The organism is Streptomyces sp. NPDC001401 (assembly GCF_042895385.1).
GTDB lineage: Bacteria > Actinomycetota > Actinomycetes > Streptomycetales > Streptomycetaceae > Streptomyces.
Genome location: NZ_JBIAWI010000007.1, coordinates 310,076 through 331,569, shown reverse-complemented (window position 1 = coordinate 331,569; position 21,494 = coordinate 310,076). Strand labels below are relative to the sequence as shown.

The 21,494-nt window shown below is 68.5% G+C and carries 21 protein-coding genes and 1 pseudogene; 5 read left to right on the top strand and 17 right to left on the bottom strand.

Annotated features, from left to right (window positions below; all coding sequences use genetic code 11):
- The first annotated feature begins 45 nt into the window (after positions 1–45).
- Positions 46–1,197 carry a 4-hydroxy-3-methylbut-2-enyl diphosphate reductase gene (locus ACFY10_RS24925; RefSeq protein WP_390667400.1) on the top strand — a complete coding sequence of 384 codons (1,152 nt, stop codon included), beginning with the start codon at positions 46–48 and terminating at the stop codon, positions 1,195–1,197.
- Positions 1,198–1,323: 126 nt separating this feature from the next.
- On the opposite strand, the gene ACFY10_RS24920 is transcribed toward ACFY10_RS24925, so the two are convergent.
- The 5 genes and pseudogenes from ACFY10_RS24920 to ACFY10_RS24900 form a co-directional block, all read right to left on the bottom strand.
- Positions 1,324–2,295 carry an SAVMC3_10250 family protein gene (locus ACFY10_RS24920; protein ID WP_390667399.1) on the bottom strand — a complete coding sequence of 324 codons (972 nt, stop codon included), beginning with the start codon at positions 2,293–2,295 and terminating at the stop codon, positions 1,324–1,326.
- An 807-nt stretch (positions 2,296–3,102) separates the two neighbouring features.
- On the bottom strand, positions 3,103–3,288 hold the full coding sequence (locus ACFY10_RS24915; protein WP_390667398.1) for a hypothetical protein: 186 nt from the start codon (positions 3,286–3,288) through the stop codon (positions 3,103–3,105).
- Between the two features lie 262 nt (positions 3,289–3,550).
- Entirely contained in the window at positions 3,551–3,703 is a 153-nt protein-coding gene (locus ACFY10_RS24910) for a hypothetical protein (RefSeq protein ID WP_390667397.1), read from the bottom strand.
- Positions 3,704–3,714: 11 nt separating this feature from the next.
- Positions 3,715–4,602: a pirin family protein gene (locus ACFY10_RS24905; protein WP_390667396.1), complete on the bottom strand. Its 888-nt coding sequence runs from the start codon at positions 4,600–4,602 to the stop codon at positions 3,715–3,717.
- Positions 4,603–4,855: 253 nt separating this feature from the next.
- A pseudogene (locus tag ACFY10_RS24900) lies at positions 4,856–5,152 on the bottom strand (zinc-binding dehydrogenase); the annotation flags it as partial.
- 533 nt (positions 5,153–5,685) lie between these two features.
- On the opposite strand from ACFY10_RS24900, the gene ACFY10_RS24895 reads away from it, so the two are divergent.
- Positions 5,686–6,060: a VOC family protein gene (locus ACFY10_RS24895; RefSeq protein WP_390667395.1), complete on the top strand. Its 375-nt coding sequence runs from the start codon at positions 5,686–5,688 to the stop codon at positions 6,058–6,060.
- 185 nt (positions 6,061–6,245) lie between these two features.
- A complete protein-coding gene (locus ACFY10_RS24890) occupies positions 6,246–6,788 on the top strand; it encodes a GNAT family N-acetyltransferase (protein ID WP_390667394.1) in 543 nt (180 codons plus the stop codon).
- A gap of 311 nt (positions 6,789–7,099) precedes the next feature.
- Here ACFY10_RS24890 and ACFY10_RS24885 read toward each other — a convergent pair whose 3' ends face one another.
- Positions 7,100–7,225 carry a hypothetical protein gene (locus ACFY10_RS24885; protein WP_390667393.1) on the bottom strand — a complete coding sequence of 42 codons (126 nt, stop codon included), beginning with the start codon at positions 7,223–7,225 and terminating at the stop codon, positions 7,100–7,102.
- Positions 7,226–7,347: 122 nt separating this feature from the next.
- On the opposite strand from ACFY10_RS24885, the gene ACFY10_RS24880 reads away from it, so the two are divergent.
- A complete protein-coding gene (locus ACFY10_RS24880; protein WP_390667392.1) occupies positions 7,348–7,494 on the top strand; it encodes a hypothetical protein in 147 nt (48 codons plus the stop codon).
- A 224-nt stretch (positions 7,495–7,718) separates the two neighbouring features.
- Here the strand turns inward: ACFY10_RS24880 and ACFY10_RS24875 are convergent, their stop codons facing one another.
- The 8 genes from ACFY10_RS24875 to ACFY10_RS24840 form a co-directional block, all read right to left on the bottom strand.
- The gene (locus ACFY10_RS24875) at positions 7,719–8,186 is read right to left on the bottom strand and encodes a hypothetical protein (protein ID WP_390667391.1); all 468 of its coding nucleotides are present in this window, start codon (positions 8,184–8,186) and stop codon (positions 7,719–7,721) included.
- 281 nt (positions 8,187–8,467) lie between these two features.
- Positions 8,468–9,991, bottom strand: coding sequence for a M20/M25/M40 family metallo-hydrolase (locus tag ACFY10_RS24870; RefSeq protein WP_390667390.1), 1,524 nt, complete (start codon positions 9,989–9,991; stop codon positions 8,468–8,470).
- Positions 9,992–9,996: 5 nt separating this feature from the next.
- Positions 9,997–11,229, bottom strand: a complete 1,233-nt coding sequence (locus tag ACFY10_RS24865; RefSeq protein ID WP_390667389.1) for a hypothetical protein — start codon at positions 11,227–11,229, stop codon at positions 9,997–9,999.
- A gap of 90 nt (positions 11,230–11,319) precedes the next feature.
- On the bottom strand, positions 11,320–12,711 hold the full coding sequence (locus ACFY10_RS24860; RefSeq protein WP_390667388.1) for a hypothetical protein: 1,392 nt from the start codon (positions 12,709–12,711) through the stop codon (positions 11,320–11,322).
- A 217-nt stretch (positions 12,712–12,928) separates the two neighbouring features.
- Entirely contained in the window at positions 12,929–13,405 is a 477-nt protein-coding gene (locus ACFY10_RS24855) for a hypothetical protein (RefSeq protein ID WP_390667387.1), read from the bottom strand.
- Between the two features lie 3 nt (positions 13,406–13,408).
- Positions 13,409–14,620, bottom strand: a complete 1,212-nt coding sequence (locus ACFY10_RS24850) for a hypothetical protein (protein WP_390667386.1) — start codon at positions 14,618–14,620, stop codon at positions 13,409–13,411.
- Positions 14,621–14,750: 130 nt separating this feature from the next.
- The gene (locus tag ACFY10_RS24845; protein ID WP_390667385.1) at positions 14,751–15,497 is read right to left on the bottom strand and encodes a hypothetical protein; all 747 of its coding nucleotides are present in this window, start codon (positions 15,495–15,497) and stop codon (positions 14,751–14,753) included.
- Between the two features lie 52 nt (positions 15,498–15,549).
- On the bottom strand, positions 15,550–16,791 hold the full coding sequence (locus tag ACFY10_RS24840; RefSeq protein ID WP_390667384.1) for a hypothetical protein: 1,242 nt from the start codon (positions 16,789–16,791) through the stop codon (positions 15,550–15,552).
- Between the two features lie 208 nt (positions 16,792–16,999).
- On the opposite strand from ACFY10_RS24840, the gene ACFY10_RS24835 reads away from it, so the two are divergent.
- The gene (locus ACFY10_RS24835; protein WP_390667383.1) at positions 17,000–17,464 is read left to right on the top strand and encodes a LuxR C-terminal-related transcriptional regulator; all 465 of its coding nucleotides are present in this window, start codon (positions 17,000–17,002) and stop codon (positions 17,462–17,464) included.
- A 705-nt stretch (positions 17,465–18,169) separates the two neighbouring features.
- On the opposite strand, the gene ACFY10_RS24830 is transcribed toward ACFY10_RS24835, so the two are convergent.
- The 3 genes from ACFY10_RS24830 to ACFY10_RS24820 all read right to left on the bottom strand — a co-directional run bounded on the left by ACFY10_RS24830 (position 18,170) and on the right by ACFY10_RS24820 (position 21,380).
- Positions 18,170–18,367 (bottom strand): hypothetical protein, encoded by a 198-nt coding sequence (locus ACFY10_RS24830; RefSeq protein WP_390667382.1) that lies wholly within the window; start codon positions 18,365–18,367, stop codon positions 18,170–18,172.
- A gap of 100 nt (positions 18,368–18,467) precedes the next feature.
- Complete coding sequence (locus ACFY10_RS24825; RefSeq protein WP_390667381.1) at positions 18,468–19,442, bottom strand: Lrp/AsnC family transcriptional regulator; 975 nt, start codon at positions 19,440–19,442, stop codon at positions 18,468–18,470.
- Positions 19,443–19,721: 279 nt separating this feature from the next.
- Positions 19,722–21,380 carry an MFS transporter gene (locus ACFY10_RS24820; RefSeq protein WP_390667380.1) on the bottom strand — a complete coding sequence of 553 codons (1,659 nt, stop codon included), beginning with the start codon at positions 21,378–21,380 and terminating at the stop codon, positions 19,722–19,724.
- Positions 21,381–21,494 lie beyond the last annotated feature (114 nt).

The following is a 21,494-nucleotide window of genomic DNA, read 5'->3' as shown; positions in this document are numbered from 1 at the left end:
TTAGATGGGGCCGTTGCCCGTGACGACCTTTCCTCCGCAGGAACGATGAACCGAAGCATCCGCTCAGAGGTCCTCCACTCCGCCACCCTTCGCCTGCCCCCGCGAACTCTCCTGGCGGCGACGTCCTGGCTCCACCCCGATCGCGGCCCGGTCTCCTGCCCCGCCGGCCCCCTGATCGCCGCACGGGCCCGGCACGCCGGATTCGCCACCGCGACCGGCACGCTCAGCGCGCCGACTTCAACGGAGGAGCCCGCGGCCGCCGCGGCGACCCTGTTCACCATCTCCTACGAACAGCCCGACGGCGGATACGCCGGCCTCGCGCTTGCCGCTTCCGGTGACGACACCGCCGCGATGTCGTACGCCCGCCAGGAGATCGCCGCCTGGCGATCCGCACTGCGGACGCGGCGCGTGCTGTACGTGGCTGATACGTCGGTCTCCGACCCCACAGAGGTGATGGAACCCGCGCTGCCGCAGCAGTCTCGCCACCGCTCCCGCGACGCCTGGCAGGTCTGCGGATGCAGGACGGGGACGACCTGCGCCGCGGCCGATAACGCGGCCCGCACACTGCGCCTCTTCCTGGCACGCGGGGACGAGGTAGTCATGGTGGGGCAGCCGGCTTTCGACATCGGCGCCCAGCCCGGTACGCCTCTGCACCAAGGCAGAACGCGGATCACGACGACACAGCACGCGGAGACGGTCACAGTCACCGACCCGAACCGCCTCGCCTTCGTCGTCAGTCCCGGCACCGCCGTGTCCGACGCGGCCGGCATCATCAAGGTACTGCGCCGACGTTTTCCGCGGCTGCGGGGCCAGCATCCCTGCGAATGGTGCTACACCGCGGACGATCTGCGTGTGGCGGTCGCTTCCGTCCTCGCACAGACCGACGTACTCCTGATCACCGGAACCGGCCCGAGCCCCGCCGCCAGGACCGCGGTAAGTGAGGCCGCGAGGGCCGATGTCCGGATCCGCGATGTCACGTCACTCGAACGACTCCGGCCCCAGGACCTGGACGCCGCAACCATCGCGGTGGTGGACGCAGCAGCAGACGGGCACGTGGGCCGAGCGGTCTCACAGGCCCTGGCCGGCCTGGGCCCCGCCGGCCACATCCTGCGCTGCGTGCAGTCCCGCCCGGTGGCGGGGGCTGTCAGCTCCGATGCCCGGCTGAGGCCTTGGGCATGGCCAAGCGCCCCCTTCTAGAAGGACGAGAGCTGACGACTTCAAGAGAGCCGACCCCGGCTGCCCTTGAGGGAGTGTAGACAAACTCTGCCGACTGCAGCAGGGCGGATCCCATGAGCCGGGGATCGGGAAGCGGACGGCCTGGGCTCAAGGCAAGTCATGGGCGAGCTCGACGTAGAGGGGGCTGGCCACCACGACCCGGGCTATGGCATCGACGCTTGTGTCCTCGCCCGCGTAGAGGAGGTCAGCGGTGACGCGCGCATACCCGCGCATCCAACCCGCGGTCTCCCTGTCGGTCCTGGCGTCGAACCAGCGGATGAGTGCGGCAGTGCCGTCATGGAGGTGGCGTACTCCGGAGAGGTCGGCCGCCGGTGTGGGGCGGGGGAACACCGGAATGGCCTGGTGTCCGAACGTCTCGAGCGCGTCGGCCGCCTCGCTGCCGCCCTCCCGGCGGACGGACACAACCATCCTGCGTGGATCCGGGCGGGGCACATTGCCCATGTAGTCACGATGGTTGAACCCCCTGACTGCGGCCCGGTACCCGGCAGGGCCCGACGGCCCTCGATCCGTCCGGACCGCCCGCGCCGGCCGCGCTTCCGGCACGTCCGGCACGTCCGGCAGTTCCATGATCGTCTCGGCGGCGGGAGGAGCCTCATGGAGGGGATGTTCCGTCTCGAGCAGGAGGTGATCGGCCGAGCCGTGCAGTAGAAGACGGACCCTTCCGCCCGATGCTTGCCGCTCCCCTTCGGAATCTGGATCAACGTCGCTGAGGTGCCGGGGGTCGTAGCCGTCGAACGGATCACCCGGGTCCAGGAACACCACCATGTGGCCGAAGGGTTCGGCCAACGGCATGAAGTTCAGCGGGGCCTCGAAATAGATCCAGCGCCCTGGAAGGTGCCGGCTTTCTGCGAACCACACCGCGTTACGCTCGATCTGGAGCGCCACTCGGCGGAATTGGTTCATCCGAGCCTGGTCACTGTTCGTCGAAGATGTCACGTCCATGCTGACCAACGGGGTCGTGAGTTTCAACGCCGCCTTCAGACTGCCGAATCGGCGACCTGCCAGCGGAAGGAACTGCCGCAGCTTCGCGTCCGACAGGTAGACCAGCTCACTCAGCATGGTTCAAGGCTAGGGCGCGCACCCACACGCGGTACGCATTTCTCGGCAAGGCACACACCCGTGCACATGGCACGACGCGGCGAGGCAGCCGTTCACCACCATGCCGCCCGGCCCGGCACTGGCACTCGGCCCGGGCGCCCGGCCGGGTGCCCTGCTGCGGGCCGGATTCGGTCCGGCCGGACCAGTCGCCTCCATCCGGGTTCTCAGGACCGCCCTGGGCGTCTACGAGTTGGAACTCGCGCGGCGGCCAACAGCCTCTTGCGCCTGGAGTAGGTCAAGCGCTGCAGAAGCCGCGGTACTTGGCGAACAGGTCGGCCAACTGCTGGTTGTCCATCGAGCACGTCTCTTGGGCTCCGGGAGCTCCAGCGCTTCGGCCGTCGTCTCGTACAGAGCCGTCAGCAGCCGCGTGTAGACCGCGCGCAGGGCGCACCAACCCAGCTCCCACCAGATCACCGGCAACTCGACCGAGTTCGGGTGCGTGCCGGTGCGGACGTCCTGCCCCTCGGCTTCCGCCCACAGCTGTCGGACCAGTTCCTTGACGCTCCAGCCCCGCTCCAGCCGTGCCGCACTCAGCGCCCTGACCTGCTGGTTCTCAGGCCGCCAATCGAACGCCGTACGCGAAAATTGCCGCCCACTACACAGGAGTGGAAAGTCAGCACCACAACCGCCGAAAAGGCACTGCGGAAGCTTCGCACCGAAGGGCTCGTCAGGGGCATTCACGGCATCGGGACAGAGGTGCTGGACCGTCCTTGCCCGATGCCTTCCGGATCCCAGCGGCGGGACCGAGGCCGCCGCAGCAGATCAAGTTCAGTCCACCGGCGTCGCAGAGATCAACGGAAAGCCGCCCAGCATCTGCTGAAGGTGCATCACCTGTCTCAAAATGAACTCCGCGATCATCAAGCCGACAACGTCCACGGCCGTGTCGATGCCGGCGACGATGCGCCGCACCTCACCGCTGGTCAGTCCGCCCGGTTCGGGACCCAGACCGAGCACGATCTCGTCGCTGCCGATCGTCTCGACGTCGAAGTGGACCGCGCCGCGCGAGCGCCCCGTGGCCGCGAGCCAGTCGAGCAGGGGCTGGGTCGATGCGCGCAGTTCGTCGGGACCGAACGACCGGATGCCCCAATCGGCGAGCTTCGGGTCGTCGTCGTCCGTCCACGAGTGCAGTCCCGCCAGGGCGACCCGCTCTGGTGAGACGGTCGCCGGAACAGATCGAGTACGTCGAGGTCGCCGTGTCCGGTGAATGCGGCGACGGTCATTGCGTGATGGCCCGGGTACGCGCCCCGGGGGCCACGTCGAAGGGGAACTCGGAGGCGAACGCCTTGATGCTGGAGGTGCCGGCGCCCTGCCACTGCGGCCGGACGAGCCGGAGGTGAACGCCCGACGAGAGCGCCGGAGGGTGCGTCACGCGCCTTCCTTTCAGCGGTCGTAGGCGAGCCGTGCCTGGCGCGGCACCGGGCCAAAGACGCCGGCGTGGAAATCGGTGAACGCCTTGGTGATCTCCACCTTGGTGTTCATCACGAACGGGCCGCCGAGGGCGACGGGTTCCTGCAGCGGTGTGCCGCTGTAGACCATGACGCGGGCGGGCTTTTCCGGGTCCGCGGCCGCCAGCTGGAGTGAGGTGACGTCGGTGCGGCCGGGGACGGGGTCGGACCAGCCGGTCTGCCCCGCGTGCAGTTCGCTGCCGCCGACCAGCAGGCGTCCGGTCATGACGTGGGCGAACAGGCGGTGTTCCGGGGGAACTTGGAGGTCGTAGGAGGTGCCGGGGTCGAGCGTGGCGACCAGGCCCTGGACCGGATGATGGGTCTGCGCCGCTCCGGTGACGCCGTCGACCGTGCCGGCGTGCACGTCGACCGTGACGCCCGGCGCGTGCACACGGGGCATGGCCGCCCGGGTCAGGTCCTGGTAGCGCGAGGGAGTCAGCTTCTTCTCGGCGGGCAGGTTGAGCCACATCTGCAGCACGTGTGCGTGTTCGTCGCGGTAGGCGAGCTCGCGGTGGATGATGCCGCGGCCGGCGGTCATCCACTGCACCTCCCCGGGTTCGAGCGCTCCTGCGTGGCCGAGGTTGTCGCCGTGCTCAAGGACGCCGTCGATCACGGTGGTGACGGTCTCCAGGCCACGGTGGGGATGCCATTCGAAGCCGGGAGACGAGAACCAGTCCTCGATCAGAGCGAGGAACGGGTCGGTCAGGGCCGGGTCGGTGGGGACGAAGACGAGGGCCTTGTCGTCGACCTGTGCGTCGGGGCCCAGTTGCTGCTTGGTGGTGATGCGGGTCAGTGTCCGCTGCCCCGTCAACTGTGCGGTCATGGCTGCTCCATGGAGGGTTGAACGCTGCTTCAGGCGACACGCAGGGCGATCTTGCCGCGCGTGTGGCGGGTGGCCAGGGCCTTGAGAGCCGTCGCCGCGTCCGCAATGCCGTAGGACTGGTGAATGGGATGGTGAGGGTGCGGTCGGCAAGGTGACGTGCCACGCGCGCGAGGATCTCGGTGCACGGGCCGTGCGTGATGTTGGTGCGGCCGGGTCCGTATCCGGCCGCTTCGGTCGGCGAGGTGATCCGGCCGCCGTCCTTGACGGCCTCCGCGAACGGGGTGATCTCGTACGCGGTGACGGCGTCGAGGAGTGCGTCGACCCCGTCGGGGTGGTGCTTGCGTACGGCGGCGACGACATCGCCCCCACGCGGGAGGACCTCGCTCACGCCCAGGTCGCGCAGGTATGCCTCGTCCTCGGGCAGTCCCGGTGCGAAGACGGTCGCACCGGCGGCGCGGGCGAGTTGCACGGCGATGCTGCCGACCCCGCCGGTCGCACCGATCACGAGGACGGTGTCGCCGCGCGTGAGGTCCAGCGCGTCGACCGTCATGACCGCGATGGTGGCCGCCAGAGCGGCGACACCGGCGGTCGCGATGTCGACCTCGGCGGGCCTGCGGGTGAGCGTGTGCTCGCCGGCCGCGATGAGCTCGGCCCAGGCACCCTCGTGGACGGGCTCTCCCATCGGGACCTCCCCGAAGACCTCGCCGCCGGCCTCGATCGTGCCGACGTCCTCACCCACGGCCTCGACGGTACCGGCGAAGCTGGCCGCCGCCGACCCGCGTCGTCACGGACATCGAGCGCCGCCTCGTCGAACGGCTGGGCTCGGACGGCGCCGAGCAGCTCACCGCGCTGTTGGAGCAGGTGGTCGACGAGGTCCGGGAAACGTAACCCCCGGAGCGTCCTCCACGGCGGGAGCCGTGATCACCCAGGCAGCGCGCCGGCTCCACGCCATGAACGGAGCATCGTCCCCGGGGATCGCCCAGCACAGCGTGGCACCGCCGCGCATGCCACCCGCCGCGGGGGGTACGACCCCTCCCGTACCAAGGCGTCGCGGAAGCGGCTGAAGAGCGAGGAGTGTCGGAAGTGATTCGAAAGCTGCAGGCGGTCGCACTGGACTGCGCCGATCCGGTACGGCTCGCGGAGTTCTACGCGGAGCTGCTCGGCGGGCGGGTCGTAGCGGATACGGAGGATCCCGACTGGGTCGAGGTGCACGGGTTCGAGGGGACGCCGCTTGCCTGCCAGCGGGTGGACGGCTACCGGGCGCCCGAATGGCCCGGCCAGGAACGCCCGCAGCAGCTCCACCTGGACTTCGACGTGGACGACCTCGACGGCGAGGAGAAGCGGGCGCTCGCCCTCGGCGCAACCGTGCTGGAGCGGACGGACCAGCTCCGCCCGGAGGCCAACTGGCGGGTCTACGCGGACCCGGCCGGCCATCCGTTCTGCCTCTGCTTCCACTGATTTCACCGCGCCCATCGCAGTCACTGACGCGCGGCGCCAGCATCGGCCGTCGGGGGCCGGGGACTCCGGCCCGGGTTCGAACAGCCAGCAGGCAGCCCAGCCCCCATCTGCTACCGGCTCTGCACCAACTGAGGCGATCTTTAATTGGTTTGCCGCCGGCCGGCCCGGTCGGATAGGAATCTTGCATGCTAAAGGGCAGCAAGGTCGGGCTCAGGGCCCGGCACGAGGACGACATCCCGATCCTGCAGGCCGAGCTCCACGACGACGTGGTCAACGCCTCGCGGGCCGACGGGCGGCCGTGGCGGCCGATCACGCCCGGCTCGAAGGACTCGCAGTTCGCGGTGGACGACAAGGAGCAGGGGCACGTCCCGTTCTCCGTGGTGGAGCTGGACGGCGGCGCGCTGGTCGGCACCGCGACGCTGTGGGGCATCGACCTTCACCACCGGTTCGCGCACATCGGCCTCGGCCTGCTGCCGTCCTCCCGCGGCAAGGGCTACGGCACCGACGTGGTCGCGGTGCTGTGCCACTACGGTTTCGTCGTGCGCGGCCTGCAGCGGCTCCAGATCGAGACGCTGTCGGACAACGCCGCGATGCTGCGCTCCGCCGAGCGCAACGGCTTCGTCCGCGAGGGCGTGCTGCGCTCCTCGGCCTGGGTGATGGGCGAGTTCCTGGACGAGGTGCTGCTCGGTCTCCTCGTACAGGACTGGAAGCCGGACTCGAAGGGCTAGTGAGCCCGTCTTGAGGCAGTAGCTCGTCTCGTGTGCCGCTTCTCGTTCCAGATCTTGGTGGTCTGCTGCGGGGAGCGGCGGGGCTGCGTTGTGCCGGGGCGTGGGTGATCCCAGGCTGGAGCCGCTGGTGCCGTCCCAGGCCGAGCACGAAAGGCTACCCCAACAGGGCCTCTTGGTAGTCGGTTTGGTTCGCACCCCGAACTACCAAGAGGCCCTGCTGGCATGTGCCGGCTCTCGCGCGATCACTCCATCACTCGATCGGGAATCCTGTTCGACCAGACCAGCACCGTGTTCGAGAGGCGGATGGCGTCTCAGTCGGTCAGGAACCACAGTTGGGGTGTGGTTGCGTGTCCGCCGGGCATCTCCTGTAGGGGCGCGACGTTGTCGTCGCCGTAGATGGCGGTGACGACGAGGTCCTCGTTGAGGTAGGGCATCATGGCCCAAGCGTCACCGTTGACGGTGGGCCGCAGCCGCCACCACTGAGCCTTCTTTGTGGACTGGCACGGGGCCAGGTAGACGAGGACCTCGGCCCGGGCACCCCGAGTACGAAGCCCTGTACGTGTGGAACGCCCTGTTCGACCCCCGCGACATCTTCGACCTCATCAAGAGCGGCCGCACCGAGGACGAGCCCGCCTCCCGCCTGGTGGCCGCACTAAGCGGCGCCCTCATCGGTTGGTCCACTGCATCGGAACAGAGGGATGAGTGAGGAGGCGGAGGACGTGGTGGCCTGGCGGCGGCGCACAGTTGCACGGGCGCACTGCTGGACCCGACGGGCGGGGGCCTGGCCGGGAGACCGGGCGCCCGCCCGCCGCGATTCAGGTCGAACCCCTACACCATCTCCAGGGGACGCAACTGCACGGAAGACTGTGAAACGAGTCGAACCCTCACCGAGCATGTCCGTCTGAAGCAGCAGCGAGGTTATAGATCAGGCTAATTGCTCGTGGGTGAACCGATTGGATCGGTCTCTCGCCCCAAGAGGTCGCCGTAGAGCGCCCGGGAGAGTCGAGCGTGCCGACGCTTGGTCTCCAGTACCGCGTCGTCATCGGTCTCGGGTGCCGTAGGCAGCTGGCTGCTCGGACCGTCTTCCCTGGCGGTGTCCGGGGGCATTTCTGCTTGGAGGATGGCTGCCATGGCCCGTCCCTTGGAAGCGTCCTCGGCGTGCTGCTCGGCCTTTTGTGTGGCCGCCTGAGCCCGGGATTCCGCGTGAGCCACCCGGCCCGCCTGTACCGACGTGCCGAACAGTGCTCCGGCCGCGGAGAAGGCGATTGCCTGTACCGAGCCGAACACCCAGGCCATTCTGGTCCACGTCGTGTCCGAGGAGGAGTTGGCAACAACGAGCAGCACGGCGCTGAAGGCAAGCCAGGCCACGACCGCGGCTACCGCCACGGTCACGCCCACGCGGCTCAGCCGTTCAGCCTGAGAACGTGGTGCACCGGATGGGGCAGCAGCGGAGCCCCCGGTCTCTACGGCGGAAGCCATGGTCTTCCTCTGTCTCGTGGGGTGCCGGAACTGTGCAGGTGTGGATGCGAAGAGGTAGTCGTAACGCCACTGGGTCGAAGCGAACCATGTTCGCCGCCACACGCGATGAAGCAAACCGTCAGACGGGGCAGGGCGGTTCACATGACGGCTGTAGACGGATCCCGCCGCGCAGTCGACTCACACTGCTGGGTGAGCAACCGTCACTCGCCCGACCCCGTTCCCAATGATGCAGCCATGCGGGAGGTGAGCGACGAGCGGGCGACCACCTGCGATGGCGGTCTCCGACGCTGACGGCGGTCTTCGGCTTCTACGGCAGTCGCCCGCATCCGGTGGGCCAGTTCGTGCAGGAAGGCAATGACGGTTCGGGTGCCGTTGGTGAATGAAGCGGTCGACAAGCGCTCGTCCGGAGCGTGCATCCGGCTGTCTGGAAGGGCGAAGCCCAAGAGGACAACGGGCAGCTTCCGGCGGTGTGTCAATTCGGCCACCAGGGGAATGGTGCCACCTGAGCGCATGAGTACTGGTTCGCGGCCGAATCCGCGGCGGCATGCCTCGACAGCGGTCTCAACGGCAGGGCCGTACATGGGGAGTTCTACCGGCGGTGTCGCCGACAGCCGACGCAGACGGACCCGCACCCCGCGCGGCACGGAGGCTCGAAGACGCCGGAGCAGAGCTGCCTGTACGACCGCAGGATTCTGGCCGGGCGCCAGCCGGATGTTGAGATGCGCTGACGCCGTGGCCGACACGGCGTTCAGTTGTCCTGGACCGGTGTAGCCGGCCTGCAGGCCGGTGATGACGCAGGCGGGTCGGATCGTGGTGCGCTCATGAGCGGACCAGCCGGGCTCCACGGTTCCGGGCCCGGGCCGACGGGCACCGGACAGCGACAGCAGTTCGACCTCCGTGAGGCCTGAGACTCGGGCCGCCGAACGACGGATAGGGGGTGGCACGTTGGGCGCTCCGAGCATCAACTCCGGAATCGGCGTGCCGTCGGCACCGTGCAGGCCCGCGAGGATGCGGCACAACTCGCGTGCGGGGTCGCTCAGTGCGCCGCCGAACATGCCCGAGTGCGCCGGGGCCGATGCTCCGGTGACGACGAGTTCCAGGTTCAACGAACCCCGAAGGGACACGGTCAGGGCGGGGATACGAGCATCCCGCATGTTCGTGTCGCTGAGCACCGCGACATCCGGGTGCAGCCATGACCAGTGTCGGCCCAGGAACGCCGGTAGGTGGGGACTGCCGACCTCCTCCTCCCCTTCCAGGACGAAGCGGACGTTCACGGGCACTCGGCCGGCAGTTGCCAACCAGCTCTCCACAGCGGCGACATGAGTCAGTAGCTGACCTTTGTCATCGGAGACTCCGCGCCCGAAAATCAGCCCATCGTCGTGTGTCGGCCTGAAGGGAGGGTTCGTCCACGCCGCCAAGGGTTCGGCCGGCTGCACATCGTAGTGGCCATAGATCAACAAGGTCGGCCTCTCGGGCCGGTCTCCCCAGCCGGCGGTCACCACCGGGTGACCGCCCGTCGGTACGATCCGCGCGTCGCTCAGCCCCGCGTGGCGAAGCCGTCGCCCCAACCAGCGGGCCGCACGTGCGACGTCCGCACGGTGGTGGGGGTCGCTGCTGACACTGGGAATGGCCGCCAGTTCGAGGACGTCGCCCAGGAAGCGTGCCCGGTGGCGGTGGGCATACCGCAGCGCTGCGTCCAGGGCGGCGGGCGTCGTGGCTGCCATCGTGGTTAGGGCCGCGGTCCTACTGTGCGGCTGCGGGAGCGACCATCCACCGGTAGTCCGCTGCCGCGGTAGGTGCCCAGGCCGCCGCGGCGGCTGTACCCGGGCCGGTTGCCGGGCTGGGGGTCAGGCCGACCCGCGGCCACGCCGACCGGTCGGTGCCGGTCCCAGGGCAGGACCCGTTCGGCCTCGGTGCGTTCGGCGAGGCCCAGCGACTGAGCGGAGGTGATCCACTCCTCCGCTTCCTCAGCGATGTTGAGAAGCAGGGTCTCGAACTCGGCGCGGGTCGCCTCCAGGATGTGTGGGGCAGCCAGCCAGCGCAGCACTTTCTGCCCGGTCACGGCCATGCGTTGGCGCGGTGAGGTGACGAGCCGCTGGTCGAAGTAGCGGATCAGGACTTCGTCCACCACGTCCCAGGCGTTGTCCGCGCCGAACAGCTTCTTGACGTCCTCGGCACCGAGGATGCGGAACGCCTCGTCGAGCAGTTGCATCACCTCCACGCGCAGCACGTTGAGGTGGCCGTAGGAGGTGAACTTCAGGTTGTTCCGCAGGTCGAGACCCGCGCGGCGGACGATCGCGATGCTGCCGAAGCTAGGGTCGTACGCGCGCATCCGAATCACGTCAGAGATGCGCTTGTCCCGCCAGAACAACGCCACTTGGTTGTTGAAGTGGGTGAAGAGCATGTGGAAATCGGTGTTCGGGCGCGAGCCCGCGGCGCCGGCGCCACGGCCGTAGCCGAGGATCCTCCGGTAGGCGGCTATCCGGTCCTGGCGGGTGTAGCGCAGGACGTCACGCCGGTCGAACTTGTACAGCCCGAAGGCGCCGGGGCCGTCGGAGAGACGCAGGGAACCGCTCTGGAAGAGCTCCTGGAGCTTCTGCACAACCTTGAATACGCCCACGCGTTCGTGCTGGTAGCAGTAGTACAGATCACCGACCGCCAGGACCCTCTCGGAGGCGACCGTCTCGTCGTACGCCTCGACCCCCGAGGGCATACGCGTCGCGCCTAGCTCCTGCGCCGCACCAGGACCGAGTCCGGCCAGTTCGGCCAGGCCTCCGTCGGGCGGCACCGGTTTGGTGCGTTCGGACTTCTCCACGCTCTCGAGCAGTTCGTCGAGCTGTTTGATCACAGCGTCGCCGAGCTGCGGATTGACTGTGAGTTCGGTACCGAGTCGGCCCGCGACCTGCTGGCGCAGGGCGGCGACTCGGTCGTACAGATCACGGTATTGCTGCTCGGTGGCCATCGGGTGTTCTCCTTTGTCCCGGGCACACGGTGCGGTGGATGGACGTGGGTGCAGTGGGTGCCATCTGTCGGAGGGGACGGCAGCGTGTGGTCACTCCGCCGTCGGCGCCGGGTCCTGGGTTTCAGCCGCTGATCCCCGGTCGTCTGCGGGAGCACCTGGCCGCACGTACACGTGGGTGAAGTCCAGCAGCTCTGCCTCTCCCTTGAACTTCTGCCCCTTGACCGCGGCCCGGCGCACGATGGCCAGCTCGTGCGGACCAGCCGCCTGGCCACGCAGGTCGAACTCGAGGACGAGTCGGTCGGTTGCGCCGATCTTCCTCATGTCCAGCTTGCCGAGGATGATCTCGCCCTCCCGCTCGAAATTTCCGTCCCGCCCGAAGATCACGGCGGTGTGCTCGTCCGTGCGCAGTCCGGATCCGTAGATGGTGAGCCTCTGTTTGGGCAGCGGTTCCAGGATGTCGGGCCGGACCTCCGAGATGGCGACCTCGACGTTGCGGTGGACTCGCTGCGCGGTCTTGCGAGCCTGCTGGACGTAGGTGAGCAACTCGCACAGTGCCAGCTGCACCCGCAACGTGTGGAAACCGGGAGGCTTGATCATGTCTCCGCGGGGGCACAGCTCGATCAGGCCGACGGATGTGGAGAACGTGCGAACGAGGTCGTCCCGGAGCATCCGCTCAAGACGCTGCAGTACAGGGGTGACGGCGCGTTCGAGGGCGTCCTTCCCGCCGCTCTGAATGATCTTCGGGGCCTCAATTCCCGTCAGATGAGCGATCCATTCGAGCAGACTCTGCACCGTCGTCGAGGAGTCGTGGCGCAGCTGAATCGTCTGGCGCTCCCCTGCTGTGACGAAGACCGAGTCCATGGCGGCGAACACCTCGTCCACCTGGGCGGCCACCACGGCCAGTTCCTGCGAGAGCCGCACCAGCGTCGTCCCCAGGAAGCCGCCCGCGCCGCCGGTGAGGGCGATGTCCTTCTTCTGCCGACGCCAGCTGGCGTCCAGCGAGAGCACCCAGTCAGCGAGGGTGTGGAAGCTGGTCTGGATTCGCTCTTCCTCGATGGTGTTGACATTCCGGCCGGTGAGGCCGAATTGTTCACGGAGTTCGCCCAGATGACCGGCGACGGAGTCGGCGGTGGCGAGTGCAGGATCGCTCACGAAAGCGGTTCCGCCGGTGAGCTGGTCGAGAAGTACGTCCACCCGGTCGGTGCGGATCACGGGGGATGCGAGCTCTAGGAGCAGTTCCTCCAGCCCGTGCCGGACCAGCGAGCGAAAGGCCTCGGCGTCCTGTACGTCGGGGTCAACTCTTAGTGGAACCAGCGAGTCCAGGAGAGGCAGAGCATCCTTCACCACGGTGCGCGCGCGTGCCGCAAGGGAGGCTTGTCCGCCTGTCACCAGACCGAGTTCGGCATGCACCGAGTAGCCCCGCGGAGTCCACACGACCTCGTTGTGCCCCTCGACCCGAGTGATGTCGAAGCTTCCGGCCAAGGCCGCCATAAATCCATCGGCGTCCTCCCCTCGAGTGCGCCAGCCGAGGACGTCACTGATGGTCTGAGCAGCAAGCCGGCCCAGATCTCCGTCGCCCTTGCCTGCTGACGCACCAGGTGTGAATTCCTGAGTGAGTACGGGAAAGGGTGATTCGGCCTCCGCAAGTTGAATTGTCTTCTTGTTCCTCTGCGAGTTACTCAGTGTCATCTCAACCTCCTCAATAGCTCACAACGGCGTCGTCGGCCCCTGCATCCGCCAGTTCTCCCAGGCACCGCAGCAACGCCGCGTCCACCGCCCGCAGTACTGCGGCGCACCGGTCGACGCCGGCTCGCAGGCCCTGGGCCCATGCCTGCCATTCACGCCTGCGCTCGGCTTCGGTGATGCCGCGGACGGCCCGCAGCATGGCGGCCACGGCTCCGAAGGAGCACAACTCCTCGTAGTAGCAGCGGCGCACGCGGTCCAGCAGACGGGCCGCCTCCCACAGCGCGCGGGTCGTTGCCGGTCCGGCCAGCAGCTCCTGCGCCTCGGCGAGGTCACCCCGGCCCTCCGTGACCACCTCGGTGATCCGGTCGGCGGCGGCCAGACCGTCACCGCGCGGGCGGTCCTCGGCCGCGGTGACGTCGAGTTCGCGCCACGCCCCGTGCAGCCGCCGCACTTCGGCGGAGAACACGCTCATCTCACGTAGCAGACTCATGGCTCACCGCCTCGCCAGTTCACTGAAGAAGTTCCGCATGAGCTGCTCGTGGCTCGCCATCCGACGGTCGGCGGCGAACCGGACGGCGCCGATGAGGAAGCGTTCGGGCACAACGCCGGGGTCGACTCCGCGGGCCAGTCTTTCGGCGGCTTCCTCCACCATGGCCTGCTCCTTCGGCTCGAAACGCACAACGGCCGCGAGGGTGCGGTTCCCCAGCGAGGGGAACGGTGTGTGACAGACCGCGTTCACCACGACCGGGATGGCGCTGGACGCCGTACGCAGCAGTACGGCCGGGATGCTGGAACCGGCGGCGTCCGGGTAGAGCCGCCGCCACATGCGCTCGTACTGCCGGGATCGGGCGGTGAAGCCCATCCGGCGCAGTGCGTGGGTGGCGAGGAATCCGCGCAGATACGGAGTCGGGTGGACGCCGTCGGGGGAGTAACCCAGCGACAGTTCGGGCGAGCGCCCAACCACGTCGAAGAGCGAGCCCACGAACTCGGGTCCGCCCAGCAGCAGCCCCGACAAATCAGCGTAGATCTCGCGGTTCCAGCGGGTCCAGGTGGCGGTCACCTCTGGCGGGCAGCCGGCCGCGCCGAGCTGGGCCGCGATCGCCCGCGGAACGGCGTGCTGCAGCCCCAGGTCGTTCTGCAGATTGTGGCTGATCTCGTGCAGTACGGCGCCGAGCGTCCAGGGGTTGACGAGCCGGTGGTACGGCAGTTGCACCAGAGGGAAGGGGTTGAGCCTGCGGCCCAGCCGGCGCAGGGGTATGCCCCGCCGGAAGGTGGCCGGGGAGAATCCGGTGCGCATATAGCTGAACGGCGGTGGCGCCGGTATCGACCGCGCCGTGCCCAGCCCGAGATAGGTGTATTGGTAGCAGTCCAGAGCGATCCGGTCGCAGCCGAGCAGCCACTCTGCGTACGGCGACTGCCGCTGGCCGAAGAGCTCGAGGTAGAAGTCCCAGATGCGTTCGGTGGCGCGAACCCAGTCGTGGGCCCTCGACTTCAGCGTCAGCAGTTCGTGCAGCCGCTGGGTCGTGGGCTGGTCCGCCGCTGCCTCGGCGGCCACGCGTACAGCGTCCGTCATGGTCGCCAGCGGGCGGCGCAGCGTGGCGAGCAGTTCGTTGACGGCGTGGATGTGGCCGGGGCTGGGCGCCTGGTCTCCGGTGCCGAACTCTTCCCGGGTGAAGGGGCGCAGGGCCTCGTAGTGCCTCTCCACGTTGGCCGCCTGGCTGACCAGCCAGGGACGCAGAGTGCTGCGAGCGGTGGCCTCGTGCGCAAGCCGTATGCCAGTTCCGGCTCGGCGTGTCGAGGAACCTGCCCGGCGTCCGGCGGACGTTCGGCGGCTCTCAGTAACAGACACAGCGGTGCCCGTGGTTCGTGGACCGACTGTTCGACGGAGCGACGGTTCCGCGTGCCGAGTCCCGGCGGATTCTGGAGTGCCGACGCTCGTCGAATACGCGGACCGCATGGCGTGCGCGGTTCCGGGCGGCGGGGGTGCCGAGCACTCGGGTGGTCATCCTGCCCAGCGTGCGCAAGGCCATGTCACCGCTCAGCGGGCGGCCGTTCTCGACCTGGTCGGCAATGCTCTGTGCGGTGCGCTGGAGGATGACGGGAACGGCCTCCACCAGTTTGCGGGTCGCCGGATCACGCCGCAGCTGCCGGGTGACGCGGGTGGCGCCTTGGATGAGCTGGGGAGCGACACGGCTGACGAGCTGTGCCGCACGGGGAATGAGCTTCGCCGCCAGCGGCACCAGGGCTCCGATGAAGGCTTCCGCCTCCCCCTCGCTCTCCGCCGTACTTGCCGCGCGTCCGAGATGGGCCATCAGCTCGGCATCGGGATAGATCCGTCGGACTGGGTTGACGAAGCCCTCGGACTCCTCCTCGGCCTCCGCTTCCGCCTCCGTCTCGAAGTCGAATTCGCGGCCGGATCCGCCGCCTTCCCCCTCCCAGGCGGGCCCGTATTCGCCCTCCGCCTCCCATTCGCCCTCAAGCTCGCCCTCCCACTCCCTCTCGGTCTCGAATTCCAGCTCGGACTCAAGTTCCTCCTCGAGTTCGAGCTCCCCCTCGACGGCCGGGTATCCGTTCACGCTCATGCAGATCCTCCTCGGGTCACGCGGGCTCGCGTGCGCTGCGACACCGGCTGGCTCAGAACCGGCGCCCGACGCTCGGGCCGCGGACGATGGCTGCTGTACGCCGTGCCGGGACGGCCCCACGCGGCACGCGTACATCCGTCACCACACGCACCAGTCGGCTGGGGCGGCCACCGGTGCCCGGCACTCTGACCGGGGTCACCACCCTCATGGTGGTGATGCCGCGGCGCGAGGCGTACCTGCCGTCGGAGGAGGGGTAGGTGCGGGTGCGCACAGGCACGCCACGGGTAACGGCAGGGTGCGGACTGTAGGAGTGCCGGATGCGGGCTCCGCCGTAACGACGCGTCGAGCGGATCCCTCGCCGGTTGCGCACCAGCGCCTGGCGAGTGTGTCGAGGGCTGCCCAGCACCCGGCTGGCATGAGTGGCCATCGTCCGGGCCACGGTCACCGGCGTGACACTCCGGCCCTGGCGCGCCTGGCGGAGCAGGGTGCAGGCGGTGTTGTCGACGACGGTCGGCACGACTCGGATGAACGGCCGGGTGCCGCGCGAACCGTGCAGCAGCCGGGTAAGAACCGCGGCGCCACGGACCATGACCGGGACCAGCGATTCCAGGGCCGCGCGGTCCCGGGGCGACAGCGCCCTGACAGCCGCCGCGCCGACCAGGGCCTCGGCCTCGGCTTCCGATGCCGCGACGGTGGCCTGTGCCGCCATCATCTCCGCGGCCGCCTGACCGGACGTCAGGGACCGTCCGACCGACTCACGGTGGGCGGCCTCGTATTCGCCTTCGTCCTCGAGCTCGCCCTCCAGCTGCGAGGTGATGGCCCGGGCAGCGAGGCCCGCGGCCGGTCCGCCGACGGCGGTTGCGATGAGAGGCCCGGCAGTCTTGGCTATGGTCTTCAGGAGCGGCGCGGCCTTGCGCAGGAAACCGCCGATCTTTCCGAAGAACTCTTCGCCTTCCGTCTCCCACTCGGACTCGAACTCGGTTTCCTCCTCGCCCTCGCCGAGCAGGCCACTCGCCGCGCGGACCAGACCACCGAGGAACTCCTCGCCCTCCACCTCGTCCTCGGTCTCCATTTCCTGCTCCAGCAGAGCCTCGAGTTCCTCCTCGAATTCACCCTCGTACCTGCCTTCGAGTTCGTCCTCGGCTTCGAGTTCGTACTCTTCTTCCTCCTCGCCCTCATAGGCGGATTCCAACTCCTCCTCGCCCTCGCCCAGCAAGTCGGTGATCCCGGACAGGGCCCTGCCAAGGAATTCCTCGCGTTCCGGGTAGGGCGTGCCGTCGTGGTATCGCGCCATCACGGTGCCTTTCTGTAGCGACGATGTCATCACCAGTGCACACGAGACGGGGCACGTGGAACAGTCACACCTTCTCCGTACCGTGTTTGTGCTACCTCATCCCGCTGATGGATCGTCATGTCCTTTTCGCCATGATCATGCGGAAGCGCGCACCTTCGGTTACAAAGGCACGGTCATTGCAGCAGGGGGGATCGGGACGGAGACCCGCATGACCGACACCGCGATCGATCCGACTCACACAGGACCCGCCCCCAGTGCACCGCGGAACGGGGCAGGGCTCACTCCGGTACGAGCGGCCACGGAGGAGGCCTTTCCTGACGACGCCGTGGTCCGCGAACTCGCGCTGGAACTCGCTCGCCGCGGCAGTGAACTACCCCGATCGGACGCAGGCGACCAACAGACGCTGCTTGACGTACAGGTGGGTGAAGTCCGCTGCGTACTCACCCACTTGCCGATGCGGGAGAACCGTTGCGCAGTCGCCCAGCGGCTGAGCCCACGGGAGGCGGAAATCGTGCGGCTGGTTGGAGCGGGCCATACGAACAAGACCATTGCCGCCGTCCTCGACATCAGCCTTTACACCGTCTCGACCCACCTCCGCCGCATCTTCGCCAAACTTGGCGTGTCGACCCGCGCGGCCATGGTGGCTGCCGCCTCGAGCGATCTCGAGGCGTGAGCGCTCACGTTCCAGAACACGAACACAGAATAATTTCCCGCTCGGTCATCACTTGGACAAATACTCGGCTCAATACCTGCTGTCAGGACAGCGGCCGAGTTCGTATCCACTCCCGAGGAAGAAACCCTCCGTCTCCGCGGCTCTCTCGACGCCGATTCGACTATGTCCCTGCCATTGCGCCCGCTCCGGGGATTCTCAACTGTGAGCGACACCTCCCGGTGATGGCTCAAGTGGTTTGGCCGCCCGTTCCTCCGGGACGCTCCGACTGCCTACTCCGCCGCCAAGGGCCCGATCGTGATGCTGACCGAGTACCAGACCCCAACCGCGCCGCGGTGAATCGGCGTCAAGCGACTCACCACCTGGTGGAGCGCAAGGTCCGTGGCCCAAGGCACCCTCCGGCTGCCGGCCGCGCACCGCGCTGGCCTGATCGCCGACCGAGGCCAGCTGATCAGCCAGCTCCACGACAACCTGATGGACATCTGCGATGGACATCTGCCCAGCGTTGGAACGGGCCTTCGACGTGCTGGCTGTGGCGCAGCGCGGCACTACGTCGAGGTAGCGTTTGATGCCGGAGGCGATGCGGAGCTTGTCCGGAGTGCCTTGAACTCGCGGACTGTCCCGAGGAGTTCAGGTTCGGGGTCGACCGGTGATCTTGACATCAGGTACGTCCAGGAGCTCGGCCCACTTCTTCTGGGACAGAGGACGCTACAGCTGGCTTGAGGTCTCGGTGTTGGCGAAGGCTCTGAGGGCGAGCGACGCAGGCTGCGAGTCGAACCGGCCGATCAGGTCCAGGTAGATCGGGCCGGCCGCGAATACCTCGCCGTTGCCGTTGGTCAGAAACGCCGTGACGAGAGTCTGGACGTACTGACGGACGAGATTCGTCGGCCAGAAAGCGTGCGACACGAATGCCCGCACAGAAAGGTCGACGACGGTCGTGGTACCGCCACCGTCGAAGCAATGCTTGCCGAGCGCGCAAGGTGACCTCCGCTGTCCACCAGGCAGTTCACCGGCCCGGCTCGTAGGTGAGTTGTTTGACCTGGCGCAGGGTGAGGGCCGTTTCGACGGAGCGGACGCCGTCCAGGGCGCCGATCCTCCCGCTCAGATACGCGTACAGTTCCGCGGTGCCGGGGCTGGCGACGGCGGCGGCGAGATTGAGGTTTCCGGTCGTGGCCGCGGCGAAGAGGACCTCGGGGTGTTCCGCGAGTGCGCGTCCGACGGCGTCGAGGGCGCTGGGGGCGACAGTCAGCCACAGCATCGCACGGGTTGCATGACCGACAGACGCCGTGTCGTACTGGACGTCGAAGTAGAGCACTCCGGTGGAACGCAGGCGTTCCAGGCACCGCTTGACGGCGGACTCCGACTGACCGGTGCTGTTCTGCAGTTCGCTGAGCGTGGCTCGGCCGTCGCGCCGTAGCACCTTGAGCACCGCCGCGTCGGCCTCGCCGAGGGTGACGGAGGTGGTGGCCGGCTCGACGGTCGGCGGACGCAGGGCCGCCTCCTCGTCGGGTTCGAGTGCCCGGTTCTTGTTGAGCCAGCCGAGCGGACCGCCGTAGAAGGTGTGCAGGAGGCAGTAGGCGTTGACGGAGGTGATCCGGGGAGTCCGTTGCAGGCGCTCGAAGAGGAGTTCGTCGCGCTCCCGCTGACTTCGCGGCATCATCGCGCACATCACCTCAGTGCCGCCGGAGACCAGGCTGACGTACTTGGTGTCGGGGCGCCGAGCCAGGGCACCCGCGAGCTGCTCGGCCACGTCGGGGGTGCAGCGCAGCCGCACGATCCAGCTCTCCTGACCGAGCAGGCTCTCCTCGGTCATGCCGACGACTCGGAGGCCGGCGGTGGTGCGCAGTCTGCGGAAGCGCCGGGCGATGGTCGGGTCGGACACTCCGAGGACCTCGGCGATCCTGCTGAACGGGACGCGCCCGTCCAGTTGGAGCGCGTGGAGGAGTTTCAGGTCGAGAGTGTCGAGCGGCTGGGACTCCAATGGCTGTCTCCTGCTCTGTCCCTGCTCCGTGGTGCATGCCTGAAGGGGATTTCTGTGGTGCATTCCTGAAGTGGATTGTCGTGCGGGCAGGGAGGGGAACGCATCACGAGCAGGGCAGGGTTGCTCGGGCTGGGCCCGTACGACATGCGACGTGACCCGGGACGGCGGGGGATTCCCGTCCCGGGTCACGCTCCGGCGCCCTGCCCGTCCCCACGGAGGACGCCTGTACCGGGATCGGCGGTCACCCGCTCGTGGACCGTCCCGGTGCCTGGGAGTCACTCATCGGCCGGTCGGAGTCCGCCCGACGGTGCCACTGCCGCGCTGGGCGCCTTCCGGTGCAGTGGGGTCGAAGTCGCCGGCCGCCTGTGGACCGTGGGCCACAGGGCCCTGGCCCGCCTTCGGCGAAGCCGCGTGCTTCGGTGCCCGCAGCAGGACCGCGCCGACGGCGGCGGCCAGGAGGGTCAGTACGGCCGCGATGACCAGGCACAGGCGGAGTCCGTCGAGGAAGGACTCGGACAGGGCGGCCAGGGCGGGGCCCTGCTCGGCGCCCAGGTTCATCCCGGCGACGGCGCCCAGTCCGTTCGTGTCCGCCGCCGAGGCGATGCCGTCCGCCGCGGCTCTGGTCAGGCCGGCGTCGGTGAGGTGGCCGGGCAGGGCGTGCACGGCCTTGGTGGACAGGATCGCGCCGAGGACGGCGGGGCCGAGGGCGCCGCCGACCTGGCGGAAGGCGTTGTTGGCGGCCGCGGCCATACCGGCCTGGTGGAAGGGGACCGAGCTGACGGCGGTGGCGGTCATCGGGGTGATCACGAACGCCAGGCCGAAGCCGAGCAGCGCCAGCCGCCAGGTGAGGGACAGATAGGAGGTGTCCGCGTCGATGCCGGTCAACGACAGCAGGGCACCGGTCGTGACAAGGAGGCCGCCGGGGATCAGCAGGCGCGGGGAGACCCGGTGCATCAGTTGGCCGACCGGGGCCCCGAGCACCAACGGCACGCCGGAGATCGCCGCCAGCCGGAAGGCGCCCTGGAGCGTGGACAGGTTCTGGACCAGGCCGAAATACAGGCTCAGGGCGAAGAAGAACCCGATCAGACCCAGGAAAGTGATCATCGCGATCAGGGTGGTTGCGGTGAAGGCCTGGCTGCGGAACAGCGTCAGGTCCAGCATCGGGCTGTCACTGCGCCGCTCCACCAGGACGAAGGCGACCGCGCTGACCGCCGCGACGAACAGGGCGAGCATGACCTTGGCATCGGTGAAGGATCCGGCGCCGCCCTCGATGATCCCGTAGACCAGGGCGGTGATGGCCAGCGCGGCGGTGAACTGCCCGCCCCAGTCCAGCCGCCGCGAACCCGGCGCACGCGAGTCGGTCAGCAGCTTCACGGATACGGCCATCCCGACCACGGCGACGACGCCGGGCCCCAGATAGATCCAGCGCCACGCGAAGTGCTCCAGGACCGTGCCGGCCAGCAGCGACCCCGTCGCCAGGGACGCCATCAGAAAGGTGGCCCAGATCCCGATGAACTTGCCGCGCTCACGGTGGTCGGGCACGGCATGGCTGATCATCGCCAGGGTGGTGGGCAGCAGCGCGGCCGCGCCCAGCCCGGCGAAGGCCTGACCGACCCAGACCACCTGGATCGACTGCGCGCACAGTGCTGTCAGCGCACCCACCGCGCTGAGGGCCAGGCCCGCCAGGTAGACCCTCCTGCGGCCGTGGACGTCACCGAAGACACCGGCGGTCAGAATGAGGGCGGCCATGGGCAGGACGAACGCGTCCTGGACCCAGGACAGTTGCGAGGTCGTTGTCTCGAGCGCCCGCTGGATCGCGGGCAGACTCACCGCGACAGCGGTCACCGGCAGATAGGCGACGAAGACACCCAGGCAGGCCATGACGAGCGTGGTGGCCCGTCTCTCCTGCGGCGCGTTCGCCGTTGTCGTGACGTTCACGAAACTCTCCCTTGCAGCGCCGGGCGCTGCGATCGGCTGACTTCGGCGGCAACTGTTCGCCGGACCGGAACGCCGAAGCCAGCCAGGAGCAGGAGAATCCCGGGAATCCAACAT